At 66.6% G+C, this 23,085-nt stretch carries 18 protein-coding genes and 1 pseudogene; 7 read left to right on the top strand and 12 right to left on the bottom strand.

The features are described 5' to 3' along the window. Positions 1-360: 360 nt before the first annotated feature. The 5 genes from Scani_RS23065 to Scani_RS23045 form a co-directional block, all read right to left on the bottom strand. Complete coding sequence (locus Scani_RS23065) at positions 361-3,300, bottom strand: type I restriction endonuclease subunit R (protein ID WP_159479419.1); 2,940 nt, start codon at positions 3,298-3,300, stop codon at positions 361-363. Further along, entirely contained in the window at positions 3,297-4,490 is a 1,194-nt protein-coding gene (locus Scani_RS23060; RefSeq protein ID WP_159479417.1) for a restriction endonuclease subunit S, read from the bottom strand. Before Scani_RS23060 ends, Scani_RS23065 begins: the two co-directional genes overlap by 4 nt. Next, on the bottom strand, positions 4,487-5,995 hold the full coding sequence (locus Scani_RS23055) for a type I restriction-modification system subunit M (protein ID WP_159479416.1): 1,509 nt from the start codon (positions 5,993-5,995) through the stop codon (positions 4,487-4,489). Before Scani_RS23055 ends, Scani_RS23060 begins: the two co-directional genes overlap by 4 nt. Then, positions 5,992-7,485: a type I restriction-modification system subunit M gene (locus Scani_RS23050; protein WP_159479414.1), complete on the bottom strand. Its 1,494-nt coding sequence runs from the start codon at positions 7,483-7,485 to the stop codon at positions 5,992-5,994. The genes Scani_RS23055 and Scani_RS23050 overlap by 4 nt, the downstream gene beginning before the upstream one ends. A 711-nt stretch (positions 7,486-8,196) precedes the next feature. Continuing rightward, a complete protein-coding gene (locus Scani_RS23045; RefSeq protein ID WP_159479412.1) occupies positions 8,197-8,382 on the bottom strand; it encodes a helix-turn-helix domain-containing protein in 186 nt (61 codons plus the stop codon). A gap of 379 nt (positions 8,383-8,761) precedes the next feature. Between Scani_RS23045 and Scani_RS41155 the strand changes: the two are divergent. After that, a pseudogene (locus Scani_RS41155) lies at positions 8,762-8,908 on the top strand (peptidase C39 family protein); the annotation flags it as partial. 136 nt (positions 8,909-9,044) lie between these two features. Here the strand turns inward: Scani_RS41155 and Scani_RS23035 are convergent. Then, complete coding sequence (locus Scani_RS23035; RefSeq protein WP_246296104.1) at positions 9,045-9,362, bottom strand: site-specific integrase; 318 nt, start codon at positions 9,360-9,362, stop codon at positions 9,045-9,047. A gap of 452 nt (positions 9,363-9,814) precedes the next feature. On the opposite strand from Scani_RS23035, the gene Scani_RS23030 reads away from it, so the two are divergent. Then, positions 9,815-10,510 (top strand): M10 family metallopeptidase domain-containing protein, encoded by a 696-nt coding sequence (locus Scani_RS23030; RefSeq protein WP_159479410.1) that lies wholly within the window; start codon positions 9,815-9,817, stop codon positions 10,508-10,510. Positions 10,511-10,794: 284 nt separating this feature from the next. Here Scani_RS23030 and Scani_RS23025 read toward each other — a convergent pair whose 3' ends face one another. Both Scani_RS23025 and Scani_RS23020 read right to left on the bottom strand, forming a co-directional pair. Further along, positions 10,795-11,142 (bottom strand): hypothetical protein, encoded by a 348-nt coding sequence (locus Scani_RS23025; protein WP_159479408.1) that lies wholly within the window; start codon positions 11,140-11,142, stop codon positions 10,795-10,797. A 4-nt stretch (positions 11,143-11,146) separates the two neighbouring features. After that, positions 11,147-11,482 (bottom strand): hypothetical protein, encoded by a 336-nt coding sequence (locus Scani_RS23020; protein ID WP_159479406.1) that lies wholly within the window; start codon positions 11,480-11,482, stop codon positions 11,147-11,149. A gap of 348 nt (positions 11,483-11,830) precedes the next feature. Here Scani_RS23020 and Scani_RS23015 point away from each other — a divergent pair, with 348 nt between their 5' ends. Then, positions 11,831-12,265: a hypothetical protein gene (locus Scani_RS23015; protein ID WP_159479403.1), complete on the top strand. Its 435-nt coding sequence runs from the start codon at positions 11,831-11,833 to the stop codon at positions 12,263-12,265. Positions 12,266-12,388: 123 nt separating this feature from the next. Here Scani_RS23015 and Scani_RS23010 read toward each other — a convergent pair whose 3' ends face one another. From Scani_RS23010 to Scani_RS23000, 3 genes are all read right to left on the bottom strand, one after another. Next, on the bottom strand, positions 12,389-12,679 hold the full coding sequence (locus Scani_RS23010; RefSeq protein WP_159479401.1) for a Ku family protein: 291 nt from the start codon (positions 12,677-12,679) through the stop codon (positions 12,389-12,391). Between the two features lie 890 nt (positions 12,680-13,569). Then, entirely contained in the window at positions 13,570-15,102 is a 1,533-nt protein-coding gene (locus Scani_RS23005; protein WP_159479399.1) for an amino acid permease, read from the bottom strand. Positions 15,103-15,173: 71 nt separating this feature from the next. Continuing rightward, on the bottom strand, positions 15,174-16,115 hold the full coding sequence (locus Scani_RS23000; RefSeq protein WP_246296102.1) for a hypothetical protein: 942 nt from the start codon (positions 16,113-16,115) through the stop codon (positions 15,174-15,176). A gap of 1,000 nt (positions 16,116-17,115) precedes the next feature. On the opposite strand from Scani_RS23000, the gene Scani_RS22995 reads away from it, so the two are divergent. Together Scani_RS22995 and Scani_RS22990 are read left to right on the top strand one after the other, a co-directional pair. Further along, entirely contained in the window at positions 17,116-17,979 is an 864-nt protein-coding gene (locus Scani_RS22995) for a DUF3761 domain-containing protein (RefSeq protein WP_246296100.1), read from the top strand. Between the two features lie 126 nt (positions 17,980-18,105). After that, positions 18,106-18,669, top strand: a complete 564-nt coding sequence (locus Scani_RS22990; protein ID WP_159479397.1) for an Rv1352/Rv1906c domain-containing protein — start codon at positions 18,106-18,108, stop codon at positions 18,667-18,669. 98 nt (positions 18,670-18,767) lie between these two features. On the opposite strand, the gene Scani_RS22985 is transcribed toward Scani_RS22990, so the two are convergent. Beyond that, positions 18,768-19,547 (bottom strand): SDR family NAD(P)-dependent oxidoreductase, encoded by a 780-nt coding sequence (locus Scani_RS22985; RefSeq protein ID WP_159479395.1) that lies wholly within the window; start codon positions 19,545-19,547, stop codon positions 18,768-18,770. A 547-nt stretch (positions 19,548-20,094) separates the two neighbouring features. Between Scani_RS22985 and Scani_RS22980 the strand changes: the two genes are divergently transcribed. Both Scani_RS22980 and Scani_RS22975 read left to right on the top strand, forming a co-directional pair. Beyond that, on the top strand, positions 20,095-22,314 hold the full coding sequence (locus Scani_RS22980; protein ID WP_159479393.1) for an NADP-dependent isocitrate dehydrogenase: 2,220 nt from the start codon (positions 20,095-20,097) through the stop codon (positions 22,312-22,314). 195 nt (positions 22,315-22,509) lie between these two features. Continuing rightward, positions 22,510-23,040, top strand: a complete 531-nt coding sequence (locus Scani_RS22975; RefSeq protein WP_159479391.1) for an HAD domain-containing protein — start codon at positions 22,510-22,512, stop codon at positions 23,038-23,040. The last annotated feature ends 45 nt before the right edge of the window (positions 23,041-23,085 follow it).

The following is a 23,085-nucleotide window of genomic DNA, read 5'->3' as shown; positions in this document are numbered from 1 at the left end:
GGATAGGTGTGCCTCGTGAGTGATGCGGCAATCGTGGTGCCCGAGAGGACCGGGCACCACCTTGATGTCGACACCGGTGGACGACAGCAGCGTCGGGAGACAGCAATGAGCCGTCCTCCCCAATGAAGATCCGGCCGGCCTCCTGCCAGGCAGCTCTTCATTCGTGCTGCGCTGAGGTCTGGCGCTCTGTGTGAAGCTTGAGACCCCACATTGGTTTCGCCATCGAGCGCCACCATGTGGACACCGCTGTCGGCTTCGAGGCGCCTTTGAGGGCGTTTCAGCCGCCTTGGAAAAGCTGTACATTGCGGGCCCCGTTTGCCTGGGCAATGGGTCTTTCTTCCTGACCAGGACAAGGAGCAGCTAGTAGTACTCCCTGATGTATCCCAAAGCCTTCCCGAAGACGTCCTGGTCGCGGATCTTGAACTTGATGTAGAGCGCTCTGCGGAGGGCCTGTTGGACGAGGCGATCGCCTTCGTTGGTGCCCTGCCAGCCGTCGAAGCGGACGGTACGGACGACGGAGTCGACCTCGTCGACGACCTTTTCGGCGATGATCGGGGTCTCCTCGCCCTTGAGCGACTCGAAGAGCTCGGTCAGGGCGGCCTTGCCACGTTCCTCGCGCGGCACCTCGGCGGCGGCCTTCTCCGCTGCGACCGTGTCGCGTGCCAGCGCGAAGAGATCCTTGAGGAACTCGAGGGATGCCTGCTGGGAGTGGGCGTACTTCTCCCGCAGAGCATTCAACCGCTGGCTGAGCTCGATGAAAGCGGGGTTGCCAGCGTGCTTGGAGATGCGGGCGGTGATCCACTTCTCGACCTCGACGGGGTCGATGTCCTTGCGCTTGCCGGTCATCAGGTCCTCGATGATGTGCGCATCGAGGACGATGGTCTCCAGGTCGGTGCGGGGGACCTCGACCGTGACGTGCTTGTTTATGAGCTCGAGGGTCTTGGCGCCCAGCGTGTGCCAGACCAGCCGGCCGGTGACGTCGGTGGGTTGCACGGACTGGTAGACGTCGGTCAGCCAGCGGTAGTGCGACTCGTGCTCGGACAGGATCGGGTCCGGGGAGAGGGTCTCCCACAGCTGGGCGACGACGCTGTACGCAGCTCCGAAGGCGTCGCGGGACTCGTCGGAGTCGATCGCGGTCTGTGCCTGGATCAGGCCCTCGTAGCCGCCTACGGTGCGGTCGACGCCGGGGAAGAACGCCAGAGCAGCCTCGATCGCGGGGCCTAGCTGCTCGCGGAGTACAGCGATGTTGGAGATGACCTGCTGGACGGACTTGTCGTCGAACGCGAAAGCCCTGGCGACATTGTCGAAGATGCCGAGATAGTCAACTATCAGGCCGTGGGTCTTCGCGGGCGGATAGACCCGATTCGTGCGGCAGATTGCCTGGAGCAGGGTGTGCTCGCGCAAGGGCTTGTCTATGTACTGGGCGTAGAGGATTGGGGCGTCGAAGCCTGTGAGCAGCTTCGCGGTCACAATGATGATCTTCAAGGGGTCGGCTGAGTCGTTGAAGCGGGCGGTGATCCGCTCCAGCTCCTCTCGACCGGGCGTCCACTGCTTCCATGCCGGCTTGTCACCGCGACTGGTGGACATCACGATCGTGGACACGTCCGGGCCGAGGAGGCGGTCAAGCTGTTCCTTGTACGCCACGCAGGTGGCCTTGTCGTAGACCACGACCTGCGCCTTGAATCCCTGAGGTTCGACCTTCGTGGTGAAGTGCTCGGCGATGTCGGCGGCGATCTTGCGGACCCGGTCGCGGGCCTTGATCAGCGCCTCCAGGGAGGCAGCATTCTTAGACAGAGTGGTGCGGTCCTCCTCGGTGAGCCCGTGGCGGTCGGCGAGTTCGTCGAAGGCCGCGACGATCGCCTCCTCGTCAAGGTGGATCTCCGAGAGGCGTGGTTCGAAGTGCAGCGGGAGGGTGGCGCCGTCGCGGATGGAGTCGGAGAAGGAGTAGCGCGAGAGATACCCGTGCTCGTCGGCCTCGGAGCCGAACCACATGAACGTGTTGCGGTCGCGCTTGTTGATCGGTGTTCCGGTCAGCCCAAACAGGAACGCGTTGGGCAGCGCCTCGCGCATCTTGCGGCCGTAGTCGCCCTCCTGGGAGCGGTGGGCCTCATCGACCATCACGATGATCTTGTCGCGCGCGTCCAGCACACCGGGTGCTTCGCCGAACTTGTGGATCGTGGTGATGATGGTCTTCCGTGCCCCGGCAGTCAGGAGCTCCTGTAGCTCTTTGCGGGACTCCGTGGAGACCAGGTTCGGTACGTCGGAGGCGTTGAACGTCGCGGTGATCTGGGTGTCCAGGTCGATCCGGTCAACGACGATGATCACTGTCGGCGAGGTCAGTCCCGCCATCGCGCGCAGCTTCTGCGCGGTGAACACCATCAGCAGCGACTTCCCCGACCCCTGGAAGTGCCAGATCAGCCCCTGCTTGATCCGCCCGTGCAGCACCCGCTCCACGATCAGGTTAGTCGCCTGCAACTGCTGGAAACGCGCGATCACTTTGATCTTGCGGTGCTTTTTGTCGGTCGCGAACAGCGTGAAGAACCGCAGGAAGTCCAAGATCGCATCCGGATCCAGAACGCCCTCGACCGCCTCCTTGACCGCCGCGAGGCCCACCTTCACCGGCGTGTGGTCGTCACCGGACTCGTCCGCCCGCCACGGCCCCCACATCTCGACCGGCATCCCGACCGACCCGTAGCGGAAGTCCTTGCCCTCGGTGGCGAAATTGAGCACGTTCGGCACGAAGAACGCCGGCAGGTTGGCCTCGTAGTCCTCCTTGACCTGTGCGGCCGCGTCGATCCAGGAGTACGCCGACCGCACCGGAGATTTCGCCTCACCCACGACCAACGGGAAGCCGTTGCACCAGATCACAAGGTCGAAGCGCCGCTCCAGCCGGCCGACCCCGTAGGACACCTCGGTGGAGACGATCCATTTGTTCGCACTGTGCTGGCCGGGATGATCGAAGTCGATCAGTTTGACGGTCACGTGTTCACCATCGGGCCCGAACGGCATCGACTTCTGCCCTGTGAGCCATGTCGCGAACTCTTCGTTCGCCACTACCGGGTTCGGTGTGTTCCGCGCGGAGACAAGAATCGCGCGCAGCCGGTAGATGACCTCATCGGCGAGACGCGGATCCGCCTCGATAGCCGGGTTGAGGCGGATTAACGCCTCCCGCACCTGCTGCTCCAGCAACACCTCATCGGTGCGCCGAGGCAGACGACTCCCCGATACGAACCGCACATCGACCGACTCCACCAGATCCCGGACGAAGTCGCGGACCGTGTTCGCCTCGTTGAAGGTCACTCGGCACCTCCGAAGATCTCGTCATGAAGGCTTCTGCGGAGGACGTCGAGTTTTGAGCTTTCCTCTGCCACGTTCGTGAGCGTGTCTTCGAACGAGGTCACGCGACCAAGCAAGTGGGTCTGATCTGCAATGGAAGGCACCGTGATGCTGCGCGCGATGTAGTCTTTGACTGACAGATTCGTAATGTTGGTCGTCTTCTTTGAGTAATCCCGAGTCACACCGGCCACCCAGTCATGTCGAAGACGCCAGAACAGAAAGCGTGGCTCCACAACTTTCCGGTTCGGCCGAAGCAGCCGCTGAAAGTCGGTCGGAATACAGGGAGCCAGCTCCCCGTGAGCGATCACTACACGCCCGACTGGCTGCGAGGGGGAGCCTCCAGATCGTTCAAGGATGATGTCCCCGTCACGTACAAGGCGCACCTCGGTCTGCCGCCTGCTCACGGAACGAACAGGTGATCCATCAGTTGTCAGTTGAGTTGCGCCATCCGCATACACGCGTGGCCCGAGCGCCAGTATGTCAACCTCGGCTTCACCCTCTGGTGAGCCCCAGATCCCACCAACGACATCGGTGCAGAGGTCAACGATCTTTAGCTGCGGGCCAGGGGCTGCCCGGAACGAGTCAGCGAGGAAACACTGAAGCGCGGACTCGATTGCCGATACCTGGTCGTCCAATTCGGTTCTGTGGCGCTCCAGCGCCCAGAGAAGGTCAGCGAGGGGCTTCTGTTCGTCGAGCGGCGGGAGGTGGAACTCGTAGCGCTGCATCCGCCCCCAGAGCAGACGAGGATTCATCGAACCGCTGGCCTCGGCGGTCGCGTAGGCGACGAAGTGGTCGGAGTTGAGGATGAAGGGCAGAAACTCCTGCAACAGCCCGTTTTCGGGGAGGGCATCAAGAACGTAGGTCTTGTCGGCGACGACACCCGAGAAGTTCACGACGCCCGACTTACGAAGGTAGGGACGTGCCGAGACGAAGAGAATCTGACCGGGCTTGAAGAGGTAAGTGAACGTCGAGCCCATCTGGCCGTCGTCGACATCTCCGAAGCGTTCGATAGTGAGGCTGTCGCTGTCGATGTGCCCGCCACCAACGTAGCGATCGACGTCACCGGTCGCCGCGTCAGCTTGAGTGCGCGATCGACGAATGACGTCACCCAGTCGCACTCGCTTCCAGGGCGTCTTGTCGAGGTTGAGGCTCACCGGGCAGCCTCCGCACGCAGCAGACCGAGAACGTCCTCGACAGCGACATCCGCCGCTGCCGCAGCCTCGCGCCAACCTGCAAGCGTGGCTGCGATCGAGTCAGTAGGCGTTGAGGTGCGACCTGGCGTCGCAGGTGTGACGTACTGCGGGATGGCCATGTTGCCGTTGTTGGCACGGATCTCGTCGAGAGTGGCGACTCGGGCGAAGCCCGGCACGTCGGTGAAGCTTTGGAACGCGCCCAGGATCCTCTGCTGATGCCTCTCAGAAAGGAAGGACTGGACGCCTGTTCGGTAGAACTCCTTCTTCGCGTCGATGAAGAGCACCTTGTGCTTGCGGTTTTTCGGCTTCTGCTTTCGAAGGACCAAGACGATCGCTTCCATGCCCGAGTTGTAGAAGAGCCCGTGGGCCAGGCCGATCACTGCCTCGACGGCGTCGGCATCGATCATTGCCTTGCGAACTGTTGCCTCCCCGATTCGGTTCAGGACCCCGTGGGGCAGCAGGATTGCGGCACGACCGGTCTTTGGATCCAGGCTTGCCTCGATGTGCTGGATGAAGCTGTAGTCCGCCGCGTTCTGGGGCGGTACGCCCCACATGTTGCGGCCGTAAGGGTCCTTGGTGAAGGCGCCCCGGTCCCATGTCTTGATGGAGTAGGGCGGGTTGGCTAGGACGACGTCGAATGTCCGCAGCCGGCCGTGGGCGTCGAGGAAGGCGGGCTTGGCGAGGGTGTCGCCGTGGGCGATGTGGCCGTCGGCGATGCCGTGGAGGAAGAGGTTCATCTTCGCGATCGCTGAGGTGCCGTAGTTGAGCTCTTGGCCGTAGAGGCGTAGGTTGCGCCACTCCTTGCCCTGGCGCTTTAGCTCGGCGACGGTGGAGATGAGCATGCCGCCGGTGCCGCAGGTCGGGTCGTAGACGGATTCGCCCGGCCGGGGCTCGAGCATGAGCGTCATCAGGTGCACCAGGGTGCGGTTGGTGTAGAACTCCTGGGCTGTGTGGCCGGAGTCGTCGGCGAACTTCTTGATCAGGTACTCGTAGCCTTGCCCGAGCTCGTCCTCGGGCAGGTTCGCGACCGACAGCGTCTTGGTCGAGAAGTGCTCGATCAGGTCTGAGAGGGTCGCGTCGGGGAGCAGGTCCTTGTTCGTCCACTCGCCGTCGCCGAAGACGCCGGGGAGGGTGTCGGGGTTGGCGGACTCGATGGCCCGCATCGCGGCCTTGAGCGTGGTGCCGACATTGCTGGTGACCTTGCGCAGGTCGGCCCAGTGAGCGCCGTCGGGGATGGCGAAGCGGTGGTTCTCCGGGAGGTCGGCGAGCTCCTCGTCGCCATACACCTCCAGGGCGGCGGTGTGCTCCTCGTCGTAGACATCAGAGAGGCGTTTGAGGAAAGCCAGCGGGAAGATGTACTGCTTGTAGTCGCCGGCGTCGATCAGCCCGCGCAGCAGCACTGCGGCGCCCCACAGGTAGGACTCCAGCTCCCTCTGGGTGATCCGCTTCGGGGTCGTCGCGGTCATGTGCCCAGGCCCCACTTCGCCAGTTCGGCTTCCAGCGCTGCGCGAGTCTCGCGAGTCTTCGTGTGTGCGGTCTCCAGGTCGGCCAAGGCATGCTCCATGGTGATCTGCTCGCCGACCTCGGCGGGCTCGACATACAGCGGGATGTTCAGATTCCAGCCGTTGGTCTTGACGTCCTCCAGGGTCGCTACGGTGGCCAGGCCGGTCTGGTCGGCGTAGATCTGATACGCCTTCAGTAGCGTCTCCGCATGATCGGGCTCGAGGCTGTTCTGGTTGCGGCCGCGCTTGAAGAGCAACTCTCCGTTGACAAAAAGCACCTTGTCTTGCTGCTCGGCGGGGCGTTGATGGCGCAGGATCAGCACGCAGGCGGCCAGGCCGGTGCCGTAGAACAGGTTGGGCGCAAGGCCGATGATGGCCTCCACGAAGCCAGCTTTGAGAATGTGCTCGCGGACGCGGCCCTCGGCGCCCTGACGGAACAGGGCGCCCTGCGGGAGGACGACCGCGACCCTTCCTCCGGTGGGTGCAGCGGAGGTGAGCATGTGCTGCACCCAGGCCCAGTCGGCGTAACCCTTCGGCGGCACCCCGCCCAGCTCATTACGACCCCACGAATCTGACCCCCACTGCTCGTGACCCCAGTTCTTCAACGAGAACGGCGGGTTGGCAATTACGCAGTCGAACCGCGCCAACCGGCCATGGTCGAAGTAGGCCGGGTCGCGCAGTGTGTCACCGCGCTCGACGTGGAAGTCCTCCATGCCGTGCAGCAGCAGGTTCATCCGGGCGATTGCGGAGGTGGTGAGCACCTTCTCCTGGCCGTACAGCTTGCCGAGCACGGTCTTCGGGTCACCGCCGCGGGCCTTGATGTGCTGGATGACCTCGATCAGCATGCCACCGGTGCCACAAGCCGGGTCGTAGACCGTCTCACCCTCCTGAGGGTCGAGGATGTTGACCAGCAGCGCGACCACCTCGCGCGGGGTGTAGTACTCGCCGGCCTTCTTGTTGGACTGGTCAGCGAACCGCTTGATCAGGTACTCGTAAGCCTGCCCCAGCACGTCGGGCGAGGCCTGAGAGATGGAAAGGGTTTTGGTCGAGAAGTGCTCGATCAGGTCAATAAGCTTGCTATCTGGGAGCTTGTCCTTGTTGGTCCAGGTCGCGCCACCGAAGATGCCGTATAGCGTGCCCTGGTTGGACTGTTCGATCCCGCGGAAGGCTGTTTTGAGCGCCTCACCGACGCTCGCAGTGCGTTCGCGTACGTCTGCCCAGTGGCATCCCTCGGGGATGGTGAACCGGTGGTTCTCCTCGAACGCCGCATACGTGTGGTCGCCACCGGACTCGTCCAGCGCGCGGGCGTACTCCTCGTCGTACACATCGCTGATCCGCTTGAAGAACAGCAACGGGAAGATGTACGCCTTGAAGTCCGCCTGATCGATGCTGCCCCGCAGCAGATCAGCCGCCTTCGCCAGGTACGACTCCAACTCCCCCAACGTCAACGGCATCGGAAGCTCCTGCTCCCTGACGCCGACCACACTCGACCCCACTCGATCACTGCCCGTTTCCGCACTCGGCTTGCTCGGCTCGCCGTCCGGCGAGAACGTGTCGGAGCCTAGCGGGATCCACCAGGTCTGTACCGAATACGTGTCAAAGTTTCGGCCTCACAGTTTAGCCTCGATCTTCATGGCGGGCTGCGGACTCCGCCATCAGCCCGCCATGCCTTGTACGGCTGAGGCGGGCAGGCCAAGAGCCTGATTTTGTCATCTGGGGGCCTCGCAGGGGGCAGATGTGCTGGTAAGTCGAGGTTTGGTAGGAGTAGGAGGCGTTCGAGGGGCCTGTGATCTCGTCGATGCAGGGCCAGTGGCGGGTGGTCGGACGATCTCGCGGCGGCGGTCGGCGGGATGAGCTGGCCGGTCGCGGAGAGCAGCCGGAGCCGCTGCGACGAGGATCACAGGGGCGGGCCAGTGGACTCTCGCGCCTTGGGCAGCTGAGGGGCGGATGGCCTCCCCAATGACCCTCGCCGGTCAGGGGCATCCCAGGGACTTTTCAGGGACTTTCACATCTGTCCCAGGGGGATTCCAGGGACTTTCCGTCGGTAAGCAGGGAAGGCGCTGACAGCGCTGAAAGATGCAAACGCGCTGGTCAGGGCCTACAACCTCAGTACTTGATGATGTTGACCGCGAGCCCGCCCCGCGCCGTCTCCTTGTACTTGACGTTCATGCGACCCCCTGTTCGCGGCAATTTTCTTCCAGCCAGGTCATGATCTCGTTGGGCCAGAACCGCAGCTGTTGGCCCACACGGAAGCTGGGGATGGCTTGCTTCTCGTGATTGTCGTATACCCAGGAGGTGGGCTTTCCGAGAAAGTTCGCCAGAGCCGGCACGGTCCACATTTTTTGATCCATCGCTGCTCACCTCCATAGGTCGGGAGTGCGACAGGATAAGGATGGATCACGGCCGCACCAAACGGCCCGTACGGCGCCACCCCACCTTCATGGGGCCCGTCGTCGCAGGCCTCTGTGCGCGAGATGGGCGTGGGCGTCGGGGTGACACACAGTGAAGAATGGCCATCTCGTCCGTCTCGGTGCTGTCCAAGGTTCGGCCTTCAGTGCCAGAAGCCAGCACCGATCCAGCACGACGCCCCCGAACGGACCGGAAGGGGCGGCAGCGGAAGTCAGCACGAACTCAGCACGGTCCGGCTCGGGCTCGTGCGAGGCGAATGAGGCCGAGCCGTTGACCTGCATGTTTGCCATCGCGTTCGGTGTCTGATAAGAATCTGCATCCCAGTTCGAGAACATCTGGCTGCGCACCAAGCGCAAGAACGCCGACGGCAAGGTCGTCGGCGGCAGCGGCGGCGTGTGCTACCTCTACTTCCCGGCCCGCATGTCCGCAGTTCAGAGGCGTGCACTGGCCTCCGTGGGCGTCTACTGACGGCACACGAAGGGCCCCGATCGCTTGCCGATCGGGGCCCTTCGGTTACGCCGCTTCGGGGAGCTGGGGAGAATCTGGGGAGAATGAGTCGGAGTCGGCCTCGAACCAGGCATCCATCGCCGCCCTGCCGCGGCCATCAGCCTCGGGCATCATGTGCCGCGCAGATCCGGAGTGTGATGCTCGGATCTGCGTGACCCAGCCACTTCGAGACTGCCACGGGGTTCTCCCTGGCGTCCAGGTGCACCGAAGCGAAGGTGTGCCGGAGGGCGTGGAACCCGTGCTCGCGGCTCTCTTCGTACTTCCGGACGGTGCGCTTCTTCCCATCGCTGGAGACCTGCCTGAGCTTCTCTGGTTCCGCGATGACGCCGGCCGCAGCGCGGGCCGGCGTCCACTCGCGGACGTTCCGGCTGTCCCGACGCTGTTTCCCTGAGTGGGGATCTCCGGATTCACTCACGGCAGGGTCACTTCGGACGCCGGGAACTCCGCAAGGTGGTCGCGCAACCGGCTTGCCGGATGGTGAGGGAGCGGCGGCACGTCACGCGTCCTGCCTCCCTTGGGCGGCGCGAAAGCAAGCTTGCTGCCGATCTTCCGGATCTGGCGGCGCACATGGATGACGCCCGCCAGACCCGCAAGACCCCGACACGCTCGTCTGTCGACGTAAGGGTGCCAGCAGCGACCAGGCACCGACCGTCAGCCCAAGCCCCAGTCCGACCGAAACACCTAGCGAACCACCTCTGCTGCCCAACCTGCTGAGGGCTGACCAGAAGGGGCGGAGCATGACCGCGCCACTCCGCCATGTCATCAACTCCCGCCGAAAATGATCTAGTTGACGGTGCAACTGTGTGTACGGCTGGCGGGTCTCACCATCACCCCCACAACTTCATAAGGCATCCACAAGGAGTCCACATGCGGAAGATCTTCGCTGTCTCTGCTGCAGCCGCCCTCACCGCCTGCGCCCTCACCTCCACCCCCACCCACGCCGCCGCCTTCGCCACTGTCGGTACCGGCTGGAGGATCACCAGCCAGCTCGGCGTCACTTCCGTCTCGCCGAGCAAGACGTACACGATCACCTTCGCCACCGAGGCCATGCGGAAGCGCTACACCCCGCTCCTCGCCCCCGCCGTCACCCAGATCAATGCCGTGGGCGTGCATCTCAAGATCGGCGGAGTTGAGGCGGTCAACCCGGCGAAATGCGGACCGGCCTATCACGTGCAGATCACCGAGATGTACCGACCCATGGGCAAGGCCGGCTTCAGCCAAGGCATGCCCTGCCCCAACCCGCCCAAGGGCGTGGGCATCGGCGGCATCGTCGCCTACGACTCCGAGTACTGGACTGGGTACCCCATAAAGGCGTACACGCTGCGCAACACGCTGGTGCACGAACCACTGCACGCCCTCGGCCTCGACCACCCGAACCAGCGCGACGCGACCGGAACAGAGATCCCCCGCGGATGTGTAGCCACCAGCTACGGCAACATCCCGATCATGTGCAGCCCCAACGGCGGCTATCAGACCATCACCAGCATGGGGCACCTCACCGGCTTCGACACTGCCGGACTGAAAGCCCTCCTGACCAACGCGAAGGCGCAGGGCATCAGGTAGCCCCACCCCTGGGATGGCGGCGTTGCCGATGGTCAAGTCGGCCAGCTCGATGCGACAGTTGAGGGCGCGCTGGTCGCGGATGCCGATCGGGTGGTTCGGGCCGCAGGCGCTGAGCATGGCGTCTGTCATGGCCGGCGCCTTCTTCACGTCGACTCGTTTGGCCCAATCCATCTTGTACTCGTTGAGCATGCCGCGCGCTCGGTGGTGTCGGGCTTCCTGTTGTCGGGCATCCAGGTGGGGATCGCGGACATGGCGACGGAGATGGCGTTGGGGGAGCGGCCCTGCTAGATGAAGGTGGCGACGTATGCGACATAGGTCGCGGTGGTGCAGGGGCGGTGGACGTGGCTCTGCTGCTCGCACTGCGTCTTGAGCATGCCGCGCTGCGAGTCGCAGGTCTTGCTGGTGTTGCGTGGCTTCGACTTGTTCTTGAGCCTCTCGGCGGTGGCCTCGCTGACGTACAGGTCGCGTTCGGTGTACGTCAGCTGGCCGGCTTCGGTGGGTAGGGCCTCACCGCGGGCGAGGATCGTGTGCCGGTCGACGACCGGCCGGGAGGGCGCCGTATCGGAGTGCGCGGCCGGGAGGTGGCCGTTGTCCGCCAGCTCGGCGTCGACCACCTCCGCCTCGTCGTCCACAGCGTCAGCCCTCGAGCTGCTGACGGATCTGCGCGCGTTGGGCGTTCTCCCAGACGGGGAGGTAGTCGGGGTGTGACCTCCACTCCTCGCCGGCGGCGGTCAGGTGGTGCCAGGTAAGCGCAGCCTGGTCGACCTCGTATCGGGCCAGGAGGTGCACGAGGCACCTGGTAGTGCTCGTGATCGCCAGCTTGTTGGAGTTCGAGACGCGGAAGAGGCGGGCCATGGCGTCGGGGTCCAGGGCGTCGTCGCCGATGGTGGCCTCCCACTCCTCGTCGGCACGCTGAAGCATGAAGTCGGACAACGCCTGAACGTCATCGGCGGTGGGCACGGTGGTAGCCATCGAGCAATTACCTTCCCTGGGCCGCCCACACATGCAGCCTCGTATAGGGGAAATTATACGGATCTACTCCGGTAACACATCTGTCATGCACGGGTGTTGATGAAGGGTGGGGGAGTGCTTCAGAGGACGTAATGCGCTGTTGCCCCGAGTTGGAGATTGTCTGGTCGTTCTCACGAACCTGCTCCCTGCTGACAGTGCGGCGGTGTCACAGACTTCCAACAACCAGCGTGATGGTGTGGTGCGTTGGCCATGCAGTACGTTGCACGACGAAGGGACGAGCCGTAGTCTTCCCACCGCCACCGCGCTGACCTGCGTGTTGGCGTCCAAGTTCTCACAGGGGGAAGACGAATGAAGCGTCATAAAAAGTCGGTGCGGATGTCGATGATGGCTGGAGGGAGCGCCGCCGCCATCGCGATCAGCCTGTTCGGAGCTGGGTCAGCGCAAGCGGCCGGGCAGCGCGTCTCGGCCGATTGTGCGACGACGGGAGCGTTCGGCATCCTGCATCTTAAGGAGGGAGACTCGCCATATAGCCGATTCATCATCTGGATGCAGCTCAAGGACACGCTCGCTGACGGGCACCATGTGAAGATTCGCTTCCTCAGCAAGCGCGTCGGGAGTAGCGCGACGGTGAAGTGGCGGTGGAACTCCCAGTATCTAGGCGCGGGCCCTACCCTGGACGTTGAAACAGAAGGACAGGACAAGTACGGCATCGCGGCCTCGGGAATCGAGGTGGCGCGATTCGACGGCGGCACCAAGCTCAACTCCTGCACCGCCTGGACCTGATAGGGGTCCGCGAACGCGCTCGCCATGGCCGCCATGAGAGCTGGCTGAGTAGGCACTGATAACGCTGGCGCAGTAGATCTTTAGTCGCCCTCTTGGTACGGGTGGCCTCTATCTTGCTCATCGTCATCGCGGGCGTGCCGGGCCGCGCACCGATTCTTCCAACGATGTCATGAGATCCACAACGGGCGCCGGCTTCAGCGCCGGCGTGAGCGCTTCGCCGACAGCCTTGGCGTCGACCAGCTGCTCCAGCGCCGCGGCGTACTCGTCGTGCAGCTGGTCGATGTCGGCACCCGCGAGTTCGTCCATCAGCACCTCGGTCAGCCTCAGCTCGCGCTCGGTGACCGGTGTTGGGCTCGGCATGTCTCCGGGGCCGCGGATTTCCTCTGGCCACAAGAGAGTGTGGAGCACGAGCATGCCGCGCCGCCGTCGGGGCCGACGCCTATTGCGCATACACCTACTGGTGCATAACTCATCCTGCGATCGCATCGCGCTGGGCCCGCAGAGGGTGGATGGAAATCCAGATGCTCTCGATGGGTTCGGAATGGATCAGGGAGCGGCTACTTATAACGAGTGGCCAGGGGATGGTGCTTGGTGCAGGAAGCTGGAGTCATTCCTCGCTTCAGAATCTGGCACACACGTATCGTTCAACCTGGTATCGAGGAGGCCGTCCAGTTGATAATCCATCCGGGTGACGCTGCCAGTTCCGAGGGCCTGTTCAGGTCGGAACGCGCCTTCAGGGTCTGGCGCTATGGCGTGGGGCACTCTCAACTGCTCCTTCGTGCAGTCCCCGACGGTACGGACAGTGCATGTCTCGACCTGCTTTTCGAAGATGTGAAGGCCATGCAGCTGGTGACTCACTACGAGTCGATTGAGATTCGTCCGGCAGGCGAGGGCGAAGCTCAGCAGATTCTGGATTTCTCAGGTCTGGCCTCCACTTGGAGGGGACGGTATCTCGCCGTCTTCCTGCGGTCCAGAAGTGGTTCAGGGTTTGTGTTGTGCGGAAGAATCACCGCTCTGCAGGGCGGAGATGACCCACTCGGGCCTCCAGGAGGAACTGAGGAACGTGATGTCGTTTGGAGCATTCGTCAGTAGTCGTGTGCGAGTCAGTCGATGACTGAGCACGTTTCCTGGAGTCGAGCCAGCAACGTAGAAACGCGAGGTCGCCGCCCTCGACCGCGGGAGGCGCTGAGGCCACGACCAGCGGCCCGCCGCCCGTCTCGCAGGGAAGAGGGTCCCTGGGATGGGGCGGCGGGCCGTAGCCGGTGGGTGGGTGGGCCGGGCAGGGGTGTCTCGGCCCGGTGGGCTCAGCCCGAGGAGGCTGCGCGTTCCGGGGTCGGATTCTGCGACGGGTTGCTCCGGGGGTGCTGCGGGTTGAGGAACCACTTGCGGGCGGAGACGAACCACCAGGTGCCGGCGAAGACCAGCACCACACCCACGGTGATGGGCGCGTAGTTGAAGGTCTCCAGGGTCACCGGGTTCAGCTGGGGCAGCATGAACAGCACGGTGATGATCACGACCCAGCCGACCGCGACCAGGCCCACGGGCCGGGACCAGCGCCCCAGGTGCCAGGGACCGCGCCGGAAGTTCTCCCCCTGGCGCAGCCGCAGCAGGGTGGGCACCACGTAGGCGATGTAGAGGCCGATCGTCGCGATGGAGGTGACGGCGGCGTACGCGGTGGTGTTGAAGAGGTACGGCAGGCCGAGGACGAACGCGCCGCCGGCGGCGAGCCACACCGCGTTGGTCGGGGTGCGGGTGCCCGGGTGGAGCTTGTGCCAGACGGCGGAGAACGGCAGCGCGCCGTCGCGCGAGAAGGCGTAGATCATGCGGGAGTTGGCGGTCACCGAGGCCATACCGCAGAACAGCTGGGCGCCGATGATGACGAGCAGCATCAGCTTGCCGGTGCTCGCGCCGAGCGCGTCCATGAAGATCTGCGCGGGCGGCACACCGGTGCCCGACTTCAGGGCGCCGGTGTAGGACTGGATGGCGAAGGTCAGGCCGAAGAGCAGCACGAATCCGGCGACCCAGGACACGACGATGGAGCGGACGATCCCCTTCGGCCCCTCGACCGAGGCGTTCTTCGTCTCCTCCGTCATGTGGGCGGAGGCGTCATAGCCGGTGAACGTGTACTGCGCCATCAGGAGACCGATGAGCGCGACGTAGACCGCGGATCCCCAGCCGGTGTTGTTGACGAACTCGGTGAAGACGAACCCGGGGGACTGGTGCTTGTCGGGGATCAGCAGCAGGGCGCCGACGATCACCACGACGCCGATCAGGTGCCACCACACCGAGACGGTGTTGAAGAAGCCGACGACGCGCACCCGGAAGGTGTTCACGATGGCGTGCAGCAGGAGGATCACCCCGAAGAGGGTGATCGTGTGGACGGGTGTGGCGGCGTAGCTGAACTGGAGGTTCAGGTAGGCGTTGAGGAACGACGCGGCGCCGAAGTCGATGCCCGCGGTGACGGCCACCTGGCCGAGCGTGTTGAACCAGCCGGTGAACCAGGCCCAGGCCGGAGCCGACTTCTGCGGGGCGAGCTTGTGCGCCCAGAAGTAGAGACCGGCGGAGGTCGGGTACGAGGAGCAGACCTCGGCCATGGACAGGCCGACGAACAGGGTCATCAGGCCGACGAGAACCCAGCCCCACATGATGAGCGCGGGCCCGCCGGTGTTCATGCCGAACCCGTACATGGTCAGGCAGCCGGACAGGATGCTGATGATCGTGAAGGAGACGGCGAAGTTCTGCCGTCCGGACATCGAGCGGTCCAGGGTCTGGGTGATGCCGAGTTCGGCGAGGCGTTCCTCCTCCGTCTGCGTGACGCTTGGTATGTCCAATGGCATGGCTGGAGCCTCTCCTCTTGGTGGCGCGTCGGCTTGTGGAACACCATCGGTCCGCTCGGTCGCGGGCGGCGCTACGGTGCGGAGCCCTTGACCGCCCACTTCCGATGACGGGCGAAGAGCTGCTGAGCGTCTCCGCAGTAGCTCCACGGCACATCCGTCGCGTACGGGCCGATGGCGTCGAACACCTCGGCCACCGCCCGGTGCTGGTTCGCGAAGGACATCGCGTGGGCCAGGTAGTTGGCGTCCTCGTGGAAGGCGGCGTGCGGCCTGGAAGGGGCCCGGTACGTCCACCAGTTCACCCACGCCTGCTGGGTCGACGGGTTGTCCGTCCAGGGGTGGACCGTCAGGCCGTACCGGTGGCCTTCCTTCTTCATCCGCATGCGGTGCGACTCGGCGAGCGCGACCAGCGGCAGGGTGTGCAACGGCATCCCGCGGGGCACATGGGCGCACCGCTCCTGCGCCCAGTGGAACATCTCGCCCGCCACGCCGTGCCAGTCGGGGAACATGTAGGTGAGGAGCTCGTGGTGCGCCTCCCTGTTCCACGGGTCACGTTCCTCGACCTCCCGCCACACGCTGTGCACCGTCTCCCGCCACTGCCGGTCGCGGTCGGGGGAGTGGTAGCGCAGCAGGGCCAGCATGACGACGTACGGCGTCGGGTCGGCCGGCAGGGCGTCCCCGGCGGCATGGCAGGTCTCCCACGCCTCTTCCATCTCCGGGCCGCTGCCGTGTCCTCGCGGGCGGGCCATCGAGCGCAGGGCCTGGACGGTGGCGAGGAGGGCCAGGGCGTGCGGCGAACGAGGTTCGGCCTGGGCCCAGGTGTCGGCGAAGGTGAGCCGTGCCCCCGCGCGGGCGAGTACCTGGAGGCGGAAGATGCGGCGGTCCCAGTCGGCGCCGGTCGCGGTCAGGAGTTCGTGTGCGCTTTCCCAGCGGCCCATCGCGGCGTCCTCCACCACGGCGCGCAGCCGGGAGTCGTCCCGCGCCGGATTCCGGTCGAATGCCGGTTGGCGTCTCACGGCTGCCCCGTCACAGTCTTCTCGGGCACGAGGGGCAGGCTCTCGCCGTGCGCAAAGGGGGCGTGAACAGGCACTTTTCAGGCCTCCGGGTGGGCGTCCGCCGCAGCGGAGTCCGGCGTAGGGGGGAGTGCGTCGCGCCGGGCGGACGGCCATGGGGCCGGAGGGCCTCGAATGCCCGGCGTCCTTGACGGTCGGGGCGACGGTGCTGTCGGTCGGGGCGGCAGTGACGGGGGCCGGGGCGACGGGGAGGCCGGGCAGGGCGGGGGACGATGTCCGTGGCCCGCGTATCCGGCTCGTGCGGCGGCGTGGTCTCGTGCGCAGACGGAAGTCCGATTCGGCCTTGAGGGGCAATCACCGGAATCTCCTGTACGTGGGGATACATGTGCTGCGCAAGCGGACTGTCAACTTCGCTCATGAAGTGCCGACTAGGGAAAGCAGACTATTCACTGATGGGCGGCCGCGCACATTGCTTCGGCGATAAAAGTCGGGCGATCTGGCTTCCCGGAAGGCGCGCGGCAGGGGCACGCGCTCCCCTGTGACCTGGTACGTACCTTCGCCATGACCGCGAACGATGTGGTGGTCGCCCGCAGTTCATCGACCGATCGTCCTGTCGGATCGGGGAGCGGTGACGATCGCTTTCGCGTCGAGGGGACGAGTGCGGCCGCGCCGCCATCTCCTGGCCGTGCACCCCGAAGGCTTGGCCCGCGCATTTCGGTCACGACATCGTCACAGGTTCTCCACTTCATCTACTTCGATGTTCAACCACTCGCTACTCTCCCTGTTCTGGGCACCCAGGGAGGAAATCCCGGTAACGCGGGGGAATGTGACGTATCGGCAGCAGGTGGGCCAACTCGCCTGAGATGGGGCCGTCTTGGCGCTCACCTCGCTTCTCGCTTCTCGCTTCACCACTTGTCCCTCCGGTTTCAGCCGGGCGGCGGCTCGCGGCCGTGGGCAGGGCCATGCACGCAGGGGAGTGTGCAGTTGCAAGGAAGGGGGCCGTATGACGGGAAACCAAGGGTCGATGTCGCCGGAGGACAGGAAGAACGCCAAGCTCGGCTGTGCGGTCATCGCGGTCTTCGTGTTGCTGGTCGGCGGGTGCGTCAACCTGATGAACGGCGACGACGGGACGAAGTCGTCCGTCACCACGTCCGCGGCCAAGTCCGCCGCCACGGGGGACGCTACCGCCGTCCCCACGGCCACCCCCGATGCCTCCGACGCGGCAGATGCCTCCGACGGTCGGGGCGACGCCGTCACGGTGCCGGACTACACCGGCCGGAACCTGCAGGCGGCGCAGGACGCGGCGCAGGGCGAGGGCATCCACCTGTTCAAGAGCCGGGATCTGTCCGTTCGGCACCGTATGCAGGTGTGGGACCGGAACTGGCAGGTCTGTGATCAGGAGCCGGCCGCCGGGTCCGTCATGCGGGACACCGAGACGCTGACGTTCGCCGTCGTGAAGACCGGGGAGAGCTGCGACGCACCCGACGCGGCAGAGGCCACGGGCGGCGGCGCGGCCGAGCCCACGCAGGAGCCGGCCGACGCGGACGGTTCCGTCTCCGGCGGGGGGTCCACGACCTCCGGGGGCTCCACGGCCTCCGGTGGTGCCGGTGCGGACGACGGCGGCTCCGGCGCGGACGAGGGAGGCTCCTCCGGCGGTTCCAGCTCCTCCGGAGGGACGGGTTCCGACGGTGGCAGTGGCTCGACGAGTGGCAGTGGCTCGACGAGTGGCGGTGGGGAGGAGGGGCAGGCTCCGGCAGGCGCCTCCGCCCAGTGCAACGACGGGACGTACAGCCACAGCCAACACCGGCGGGGTACCTGCAGCCATCACCACGGGGTCGCCGTCTGGCTGCGGAGCCTGCCGGCCTGATGGCCGCCCGGACCAGGGGCGACGGGGCGTAAGGGGAGGTGCGGCGGGTGCGGGAGGCGGCCGTACAACCTTCAACGGCAATGAGCGGTCTTCACGACACCATCACAGATGCAAGGGGGATCGTTCATGTCGTACTCGCAGCAGCCCGCGCCGTTCGGTCAGCAGCCCCACCCCTACGCCCCGCCGCCCGCGCAGCAGCCGAAGAAGAAGCACCCCGCACTCAGGATCGTCGTGGGTGCGGTCTGTGCGCTCATCGTCTTCGGGCTCGGAGCGGCGGTCGGAAGCGGTGGCGACGGCGCCAAGAAGGCCGAGGCGAAGCCCGCCCCCACCGTCACGGTCACCGTCACCGCCAAGACCGCCAAGGCCGGGGCGGTGAAGCCGAAGAGCGCCGCGAAGCCGAAGAGCGCAGCGGAGCCCGCGGAGAAGGCGGAGGCGCCGGCGAGTCCGGCCGCCGCGGTCGGCCAGGGCGGCTATCTCGTGGGGGAGGACATCGCCGCCGGCACGTACAAGACCGGCGGTCCGGCCGCCTCCGACGTGCCGCTCTGCTATTGGGCGCGCGCCAAGGACTCCAGCGGCGAGATGGACAGCATCATCGCCAACGGCACGCCCCAGGGCCCGGCCCGCGTCACCGTCAACAAGGGGGAGACGTTCGAGACCAATGGCTGCAAGGAGTGGGTGAAGGTCGGCTGACCGGCCGTTCTTCCCGGGGCGCGGCGCCTTCCGCGGCCGCGCCCTCGGTCACTGCGCCGCATCCGGCCGTCCTCGCGCCGTCGGCCGCGGCGGTCAGGTCAGGTCACCGAGAATCCACCGTCCACGAACACCGTCTGTCCCGTCACATACGCCGCGCCCGGCCCGGCCAGGAACACCGCCGCGCCCGCGAAGTCGTCCAGTTCGCCGTTGCGCCCGGTCATCGTCCGGCGTGCCATCGCCTCGGTGCGCCCGGGGTCGGCGAACACCGCCTCGTTCAGCGGGGTGCGGACGAAGCCGGGGGCGATCGCGTTGACGCTCACCCCGTACCGGGACCAGGCTTCCGCCTGGGAGCGGGTGAGCGCGGTGAGGCCGGCCTTGGACACGCCGTACGCACCGCTGTTGCCGAACGCCCGGACCGACTGCTGCGAGGCGATATGGATGATCCGGCCCCAGCCGCGGTCCGCCATGCCCGGCCCGAAGCGCTGCCCGAGGAGGAACGGCGCATCGAGGTTGACGGCCATCGTGCGGTCCCAGCCGGGCGTGGTCAGCTCGTCCAACGGCGGACGGGGGTTGACCCCGGCGGCATGGACCAGGATGTCGGGTTCGCCGTGCCGCCGGGCCATCTCCTCCGCGGCCCGGTGCAGGGCCTCACGGTCGCCCAGATCGGCCTCGATCCAGTGCGCGGTCGCGCCCGCGTCCGTCAACTCCCTGGTCGCTGCGCGCAGTTGCTCCACGTTCCGGGCCAGCAGGACGACCTCGGCGCCGGCGCGGCCCAGTGCCCCGGCGATCGCCCGGCCGATACCGGAGCTGCCGCCGGTGACCAGGGCCGTACGCCCGGCGAGGGAGAAGAGCGCGTCGAGGTAGGCGGTGGCGGTCATGGTGGGTGATCCTCCTGCTGCTGTTCGTCCGGTGCGCGGCCGGGCGCGCGGGAGCCAGGTCCTGGCGGGTAGCCGGGTCCGGACCCGCGGGAACCAGGGCCGGGCCCGTGGGAACCGGGGCCGGACCATGGGAACCGGAAGCGGGGCCGCGGCGGGTCCGGGACGCCCGCCGAGGCGATCATGCTCCGCGCCGGGGCCCCGCAATCCCACCGCACGGCCGTCGGCGGGCCTCGCTCGTCGCCGGGCGCCGCTCGTCGGGAAGCCCGCCGGATCGGCGGGGAGCGCGCCGGGTCTCGCCGCGGACCGGCCGTTACCGGTCGGCATGGGGGCTCCGGCCCCCGGTGCCGCGTCCCCGGGGCCGGAATATGGCCGGAAACAGGCCGGGAGCGAAGCGGTCGCCCGGCCGGACGGGGTGCCGCTTTCCACCGGTCCCCACCGATTGGAACCCATTCCTCCGCTTTGCCCCGGGCGGGGTCCTGTCGAGAGGGGGGCGGTCACGAGATATCTTGATGTCGAGCAATGTTGCAGACGTGGAGCGGAGCACCCGGTGACTGACTCGACCATCATCTACACCCACACTGACGAGGCCCCGGCCCTGGCGACGTATTCGTTCTTGCCTGTGATCCAGGCATACGCGTCGACGGCCGGCGTCAGCGTGGAGACCCGTGACATCTCCCTTGCCGGTCGCATCATCGCGAGCTTCCCCGAGTACCTGGAGGAGGGCCAGCGCATCGACGACGCCCTCGCCGAGCTCGGGCAGCTGGCCAAGACTCCCGGCGCGAACATCATCAAGCTTCCGAACATCTCGGCCTCGATCCCGCAGCTCAAGGCCGCGGTCGCCGAGCTGCAGGAGCAGGGCTACGCGCTGCCGGCCTACCCGGACGACCCGAAGACCGACGAGGAGCGCGACATCCGCGCCCGTTACGACAAGGTCAAGGGCAGCGCCGTCAACCCGGTCCTGCGCGAGGGCAACTCCGACCGCCGCGCGCCGGCGTCGGTCAAGAACTACGCCAAGTCCAACCCGCACCGCATGGGTGCCTGGACGGCCGACTCGAAGACGAACGTCGCCACCATGGGCGTCGACGACTTCCGCTCCACGGAGAAGTCCGCGGTCATCGGCCAGGACGGCACGCTGCGCATCGAGCTGTCGGGCGACGACGGCTCCACCACCGTTCTGCGCGAGTCGGTACCGGTCCTCGCGGGCGAGGTCGTCGACGCCTCCGTGATGCGCGTGGCCGCGCTGCGCGAGTTCCTCACGGCGCAGGTCGCCCGTGCCAAGGCCGAGGGCGTGCTGTTCTCGGTGCACCTGAAGGCCACGATGATGAAGGTCTCCGACCCGATCATCTTCGGCCACGTGGTCCGCGCCTTCTTCCCGAAGACGTTCGCCCAGTACGGCGAGTCGCTCGCCGCCGCGGGCCTGACCCCGAACGACGGCCTCGGCGGCATCTACAAGGGCCTGGAGTCGCTGGCCGACGGCGCGGAGATCAAGGCGTCCTTCGACGCCGAGCTCGCCGAGGGCCCGGAGCTCGCCATGGTCGACTCCGACCGCGGCATCTCCAACCTGCACGTGCCGAGCGATGTCATCGTCGACGCCTCCATGCCGGCCATGATCCGCACCTCCGGCCACATGTGGGGCCCGGACGGCGCGGAGGCCGACACCCTCGCGGTCCTCCCCGACAGCAGCTACGCCGGCATCTACCAGGCCGTCCTCGACGACTGCCGCGCGAACGGCGCCTACGACCCGTCGACCATGGGTTCGGTGCCGAACGTCGGTCTGATGGCGCAGAAGGCCGAGGAGTACGGCAGCCACGACAAGACCTTCGAGATCCCGACCACGGGCACCGTGCGGGTCCTCGACGAGAGCGGCAACGCCGTGCTCGAGCAGGTCGTCGGCGCCGGCGACATCTTCCGTATGTGCCAGACCAAGGACGCGCCGATCCGCGACTGGGTCAAGCTCGCCGTCACCCGCGCCCGCGCGACCGGCGACCCGGCGGTGTTCTGGCTGGACGAGGGCCGGGCGCACGACGCGCAGCTGATCGAGAAGGTCAAGGCCTGCCTCCCTGAGCACGACACCGCGGGCCTGCAGATCGAGATCATGTCGCCGGTCGACGCGATCACGTTCTCCCTGGAGCGCATCCGCCGCGGCGAGGACACGATCTCGGTCACCGGCAACGTGCTGCGTGACTACCTGACCGACCTGTTCCCGATCCTCGAGCTGGGCACCAGCGCGAAGATGCTGTCGGTCGTCCCGCTGATGAACGGCGGCGGGCTGTTCGAGACCGGCGCCGGCGGCTCCGCGCCCAAGCACGTCCAGCAGCTGGTCAAGGAGAACTACCTGCGCTGGGACAGCCTGGGCGAGTTCCTGGCGCTCGCGGTGAGCTTCGAGCACCTCGCGCAGAAGACGGGCAACGCGCGCGCCCAGGTGCTCGCCGACACCCTCGACCGCGCCACCGGCACGTTCCTCGAGGAGAACAAGTCGCCCAGCCGCAAGCTCGGCGGCATCGACAACCGCGGCAGCCACTTCTACCTCGCGCTCTACTGGGCGCAGGAGCTGGCCAAGCAGACCGACGACGTTCAGCTCGCGGAGGCGTTCGCGGCGCTCGCCAAGACGCTGACCGAGCAGGAGCAGACCATCGTCGACGAGCTGATCGCGGTGCAGGGTTCGCCGGCCGACATCGGCGGCTACTTCCAGCCGGTCGTGGCCAAGGCCGCGGCCGTCATGCGCCCGTCGGCGACCCTCAACGAGGCTCTCGCGACCCTCAGCTGAGGCGACAGCCGCGGAAGGTCCTTCCGCCCCGGCCGGCACCCTGCCGGCCGGGGCGGTTCCGTTTCCGGGGGCGGCCGCGAGGCCGTGGCGCCCCTGCCCCAGGGCGGGTGGGCCGCCGCGGGCGATTGCGCCGATGCATCGGTTTCCGCCGGTCGGAAGCGGTTGCTCCGGCGCCGGGCGCGGAATCATGACGTCGTGGATCCCACCGTGCCCCTGCTCTTCCTCGACGTCGACGGCCCGCTCAACCCCTGGCGGGCGAAGCCGCAACGACGGCCCGAGGGCTACACCACGCTGCGGATGCGGCCCACGGGCTGGGAGCCGCCGCGCCCGGCCCTGCGGGTATGGCTCAATCCCGCTCATGGCCCGCTCCTGCTGGATCTGGGCTTCCGGATCGTCTGGGCGACGACCTGGAAGACGGAGGCCAACACCTGGATCGCCCCCGTCCTGGGCCTGCCGGAGCTGCCCGCGCTGGAGTGGCCGCGGATGCACCACCAGGATCCGGAGGGCGTGCACTGGAAGACCCGCCACCTCGTCGCCTCCGCCGCCGGCCGGCCCTTCGCCTGGGTGGACGACGAGATCGGCCCCCGGGACCTCGCCTGGATCGCCCGCCACCACCGGGGCCGGGCCCTGCCGTACCGGGTCGATCCCGCGAAGGGACTGCTCCCGGACGACTTCACGACCCTGCGGCAGTGGGCGGCGGGGCTGGTGGAGGGCGGCGCCGCGTGACGGCGTAGCGTCGGCCCGCACGCCGACCGACGTTTCGCTCACGGG

The sequence above is a fragment of the Streptomyces caniferus genome (assembly GCF_009811555.1).
In the GTDB taxonomy this organism is placed as follows: domain Bacteria; phylum Actinomycetota; class Actinomycetes; order Streptomycetales; family Streptomycetaceae; genus Streptomyces; species Streptomyces caniferus.
Note: the sequence above shows the minus strand (reverse complement) of the source record. Positions and strands in the feature narration are given on the sequence as shown.

Coding starts and splice junctions, on each gene's coding strand:
- Scani_RS23010 (WP_159479401.1), bottom strand. CDS start 12,679: ATGCTCGTGCTCCACACTCTCTTGTGGCCAGAGGAAATCCGCGGCCCC.
- Scani_RS22995 (WP_246296100.1), top strand. CDS start 17,116: ATGACGGGAAACCAAGGGTCGATGTCGCCGGAGGACAGGAAGAACGCC.
- Scani_RS22985 (WP_159479395.1), bottom strand. CDS start 19,547: ATGACCGCCACCGCCTACCTCGACGCGCTCTTCTCCCTCGCCGGGCGT.
- Scani_RS23015 (WP_159479403.1), top strand. CDS start 11,831: ATGAAGCGTCATAAAAAGTCGGTGCGGATGTCGATGATGGCTGGAGGG.
- Scani_RS22990 (WP_159479397.1), top strand. CDS start 18,106: ATGTCGTACTCGCAGCAGCCCGCGCCGTTCGGTCAGCAGCCCCACCCC.
- Scani_RS23030 (WP_159479410.1), top strand. CDS start 9,815: ATGCGGAAGATCTTCGCTGTCTCTGCTGCAGCCGCCCTCACCGCCTGC.
- Scani_RS23005 (WP_159479399.1), bottom strand. CDS start 15,102: ATGCCATTGGACATACCAAGCGTCACGCAGACGGAGGAGGAACGCCTC.
- Scani_RS23045 (WP_159479412.1), bottom strand. CDS start 8,382: ATGGATCAAAAAATGTGGACCGTGCCGGCTCTGGCGAACTTTCTCGGA.
- Scani_RS23055 (WP_159479416.1), bottom strand. CDS start 5,995: ATGACCGCGACGACCCCGAAGCGGATCACCCAGAGGGAGCTGGAGTCC.
- Scani_RS23050 (WP_159479414.1), bottom strand. CDS start 7,485: ATGCCGTTGACGTTGGGGGAGTTGGAGTCGTACCTGGCGAAGGCGGCT.
- Scani_RS23020 (WP_159479406.1), bottom strand. CDS start 11,482: ATGGCTACCACCGTGCCCACCGCCGATGACGTTCAGGCGTTGTCCGAC.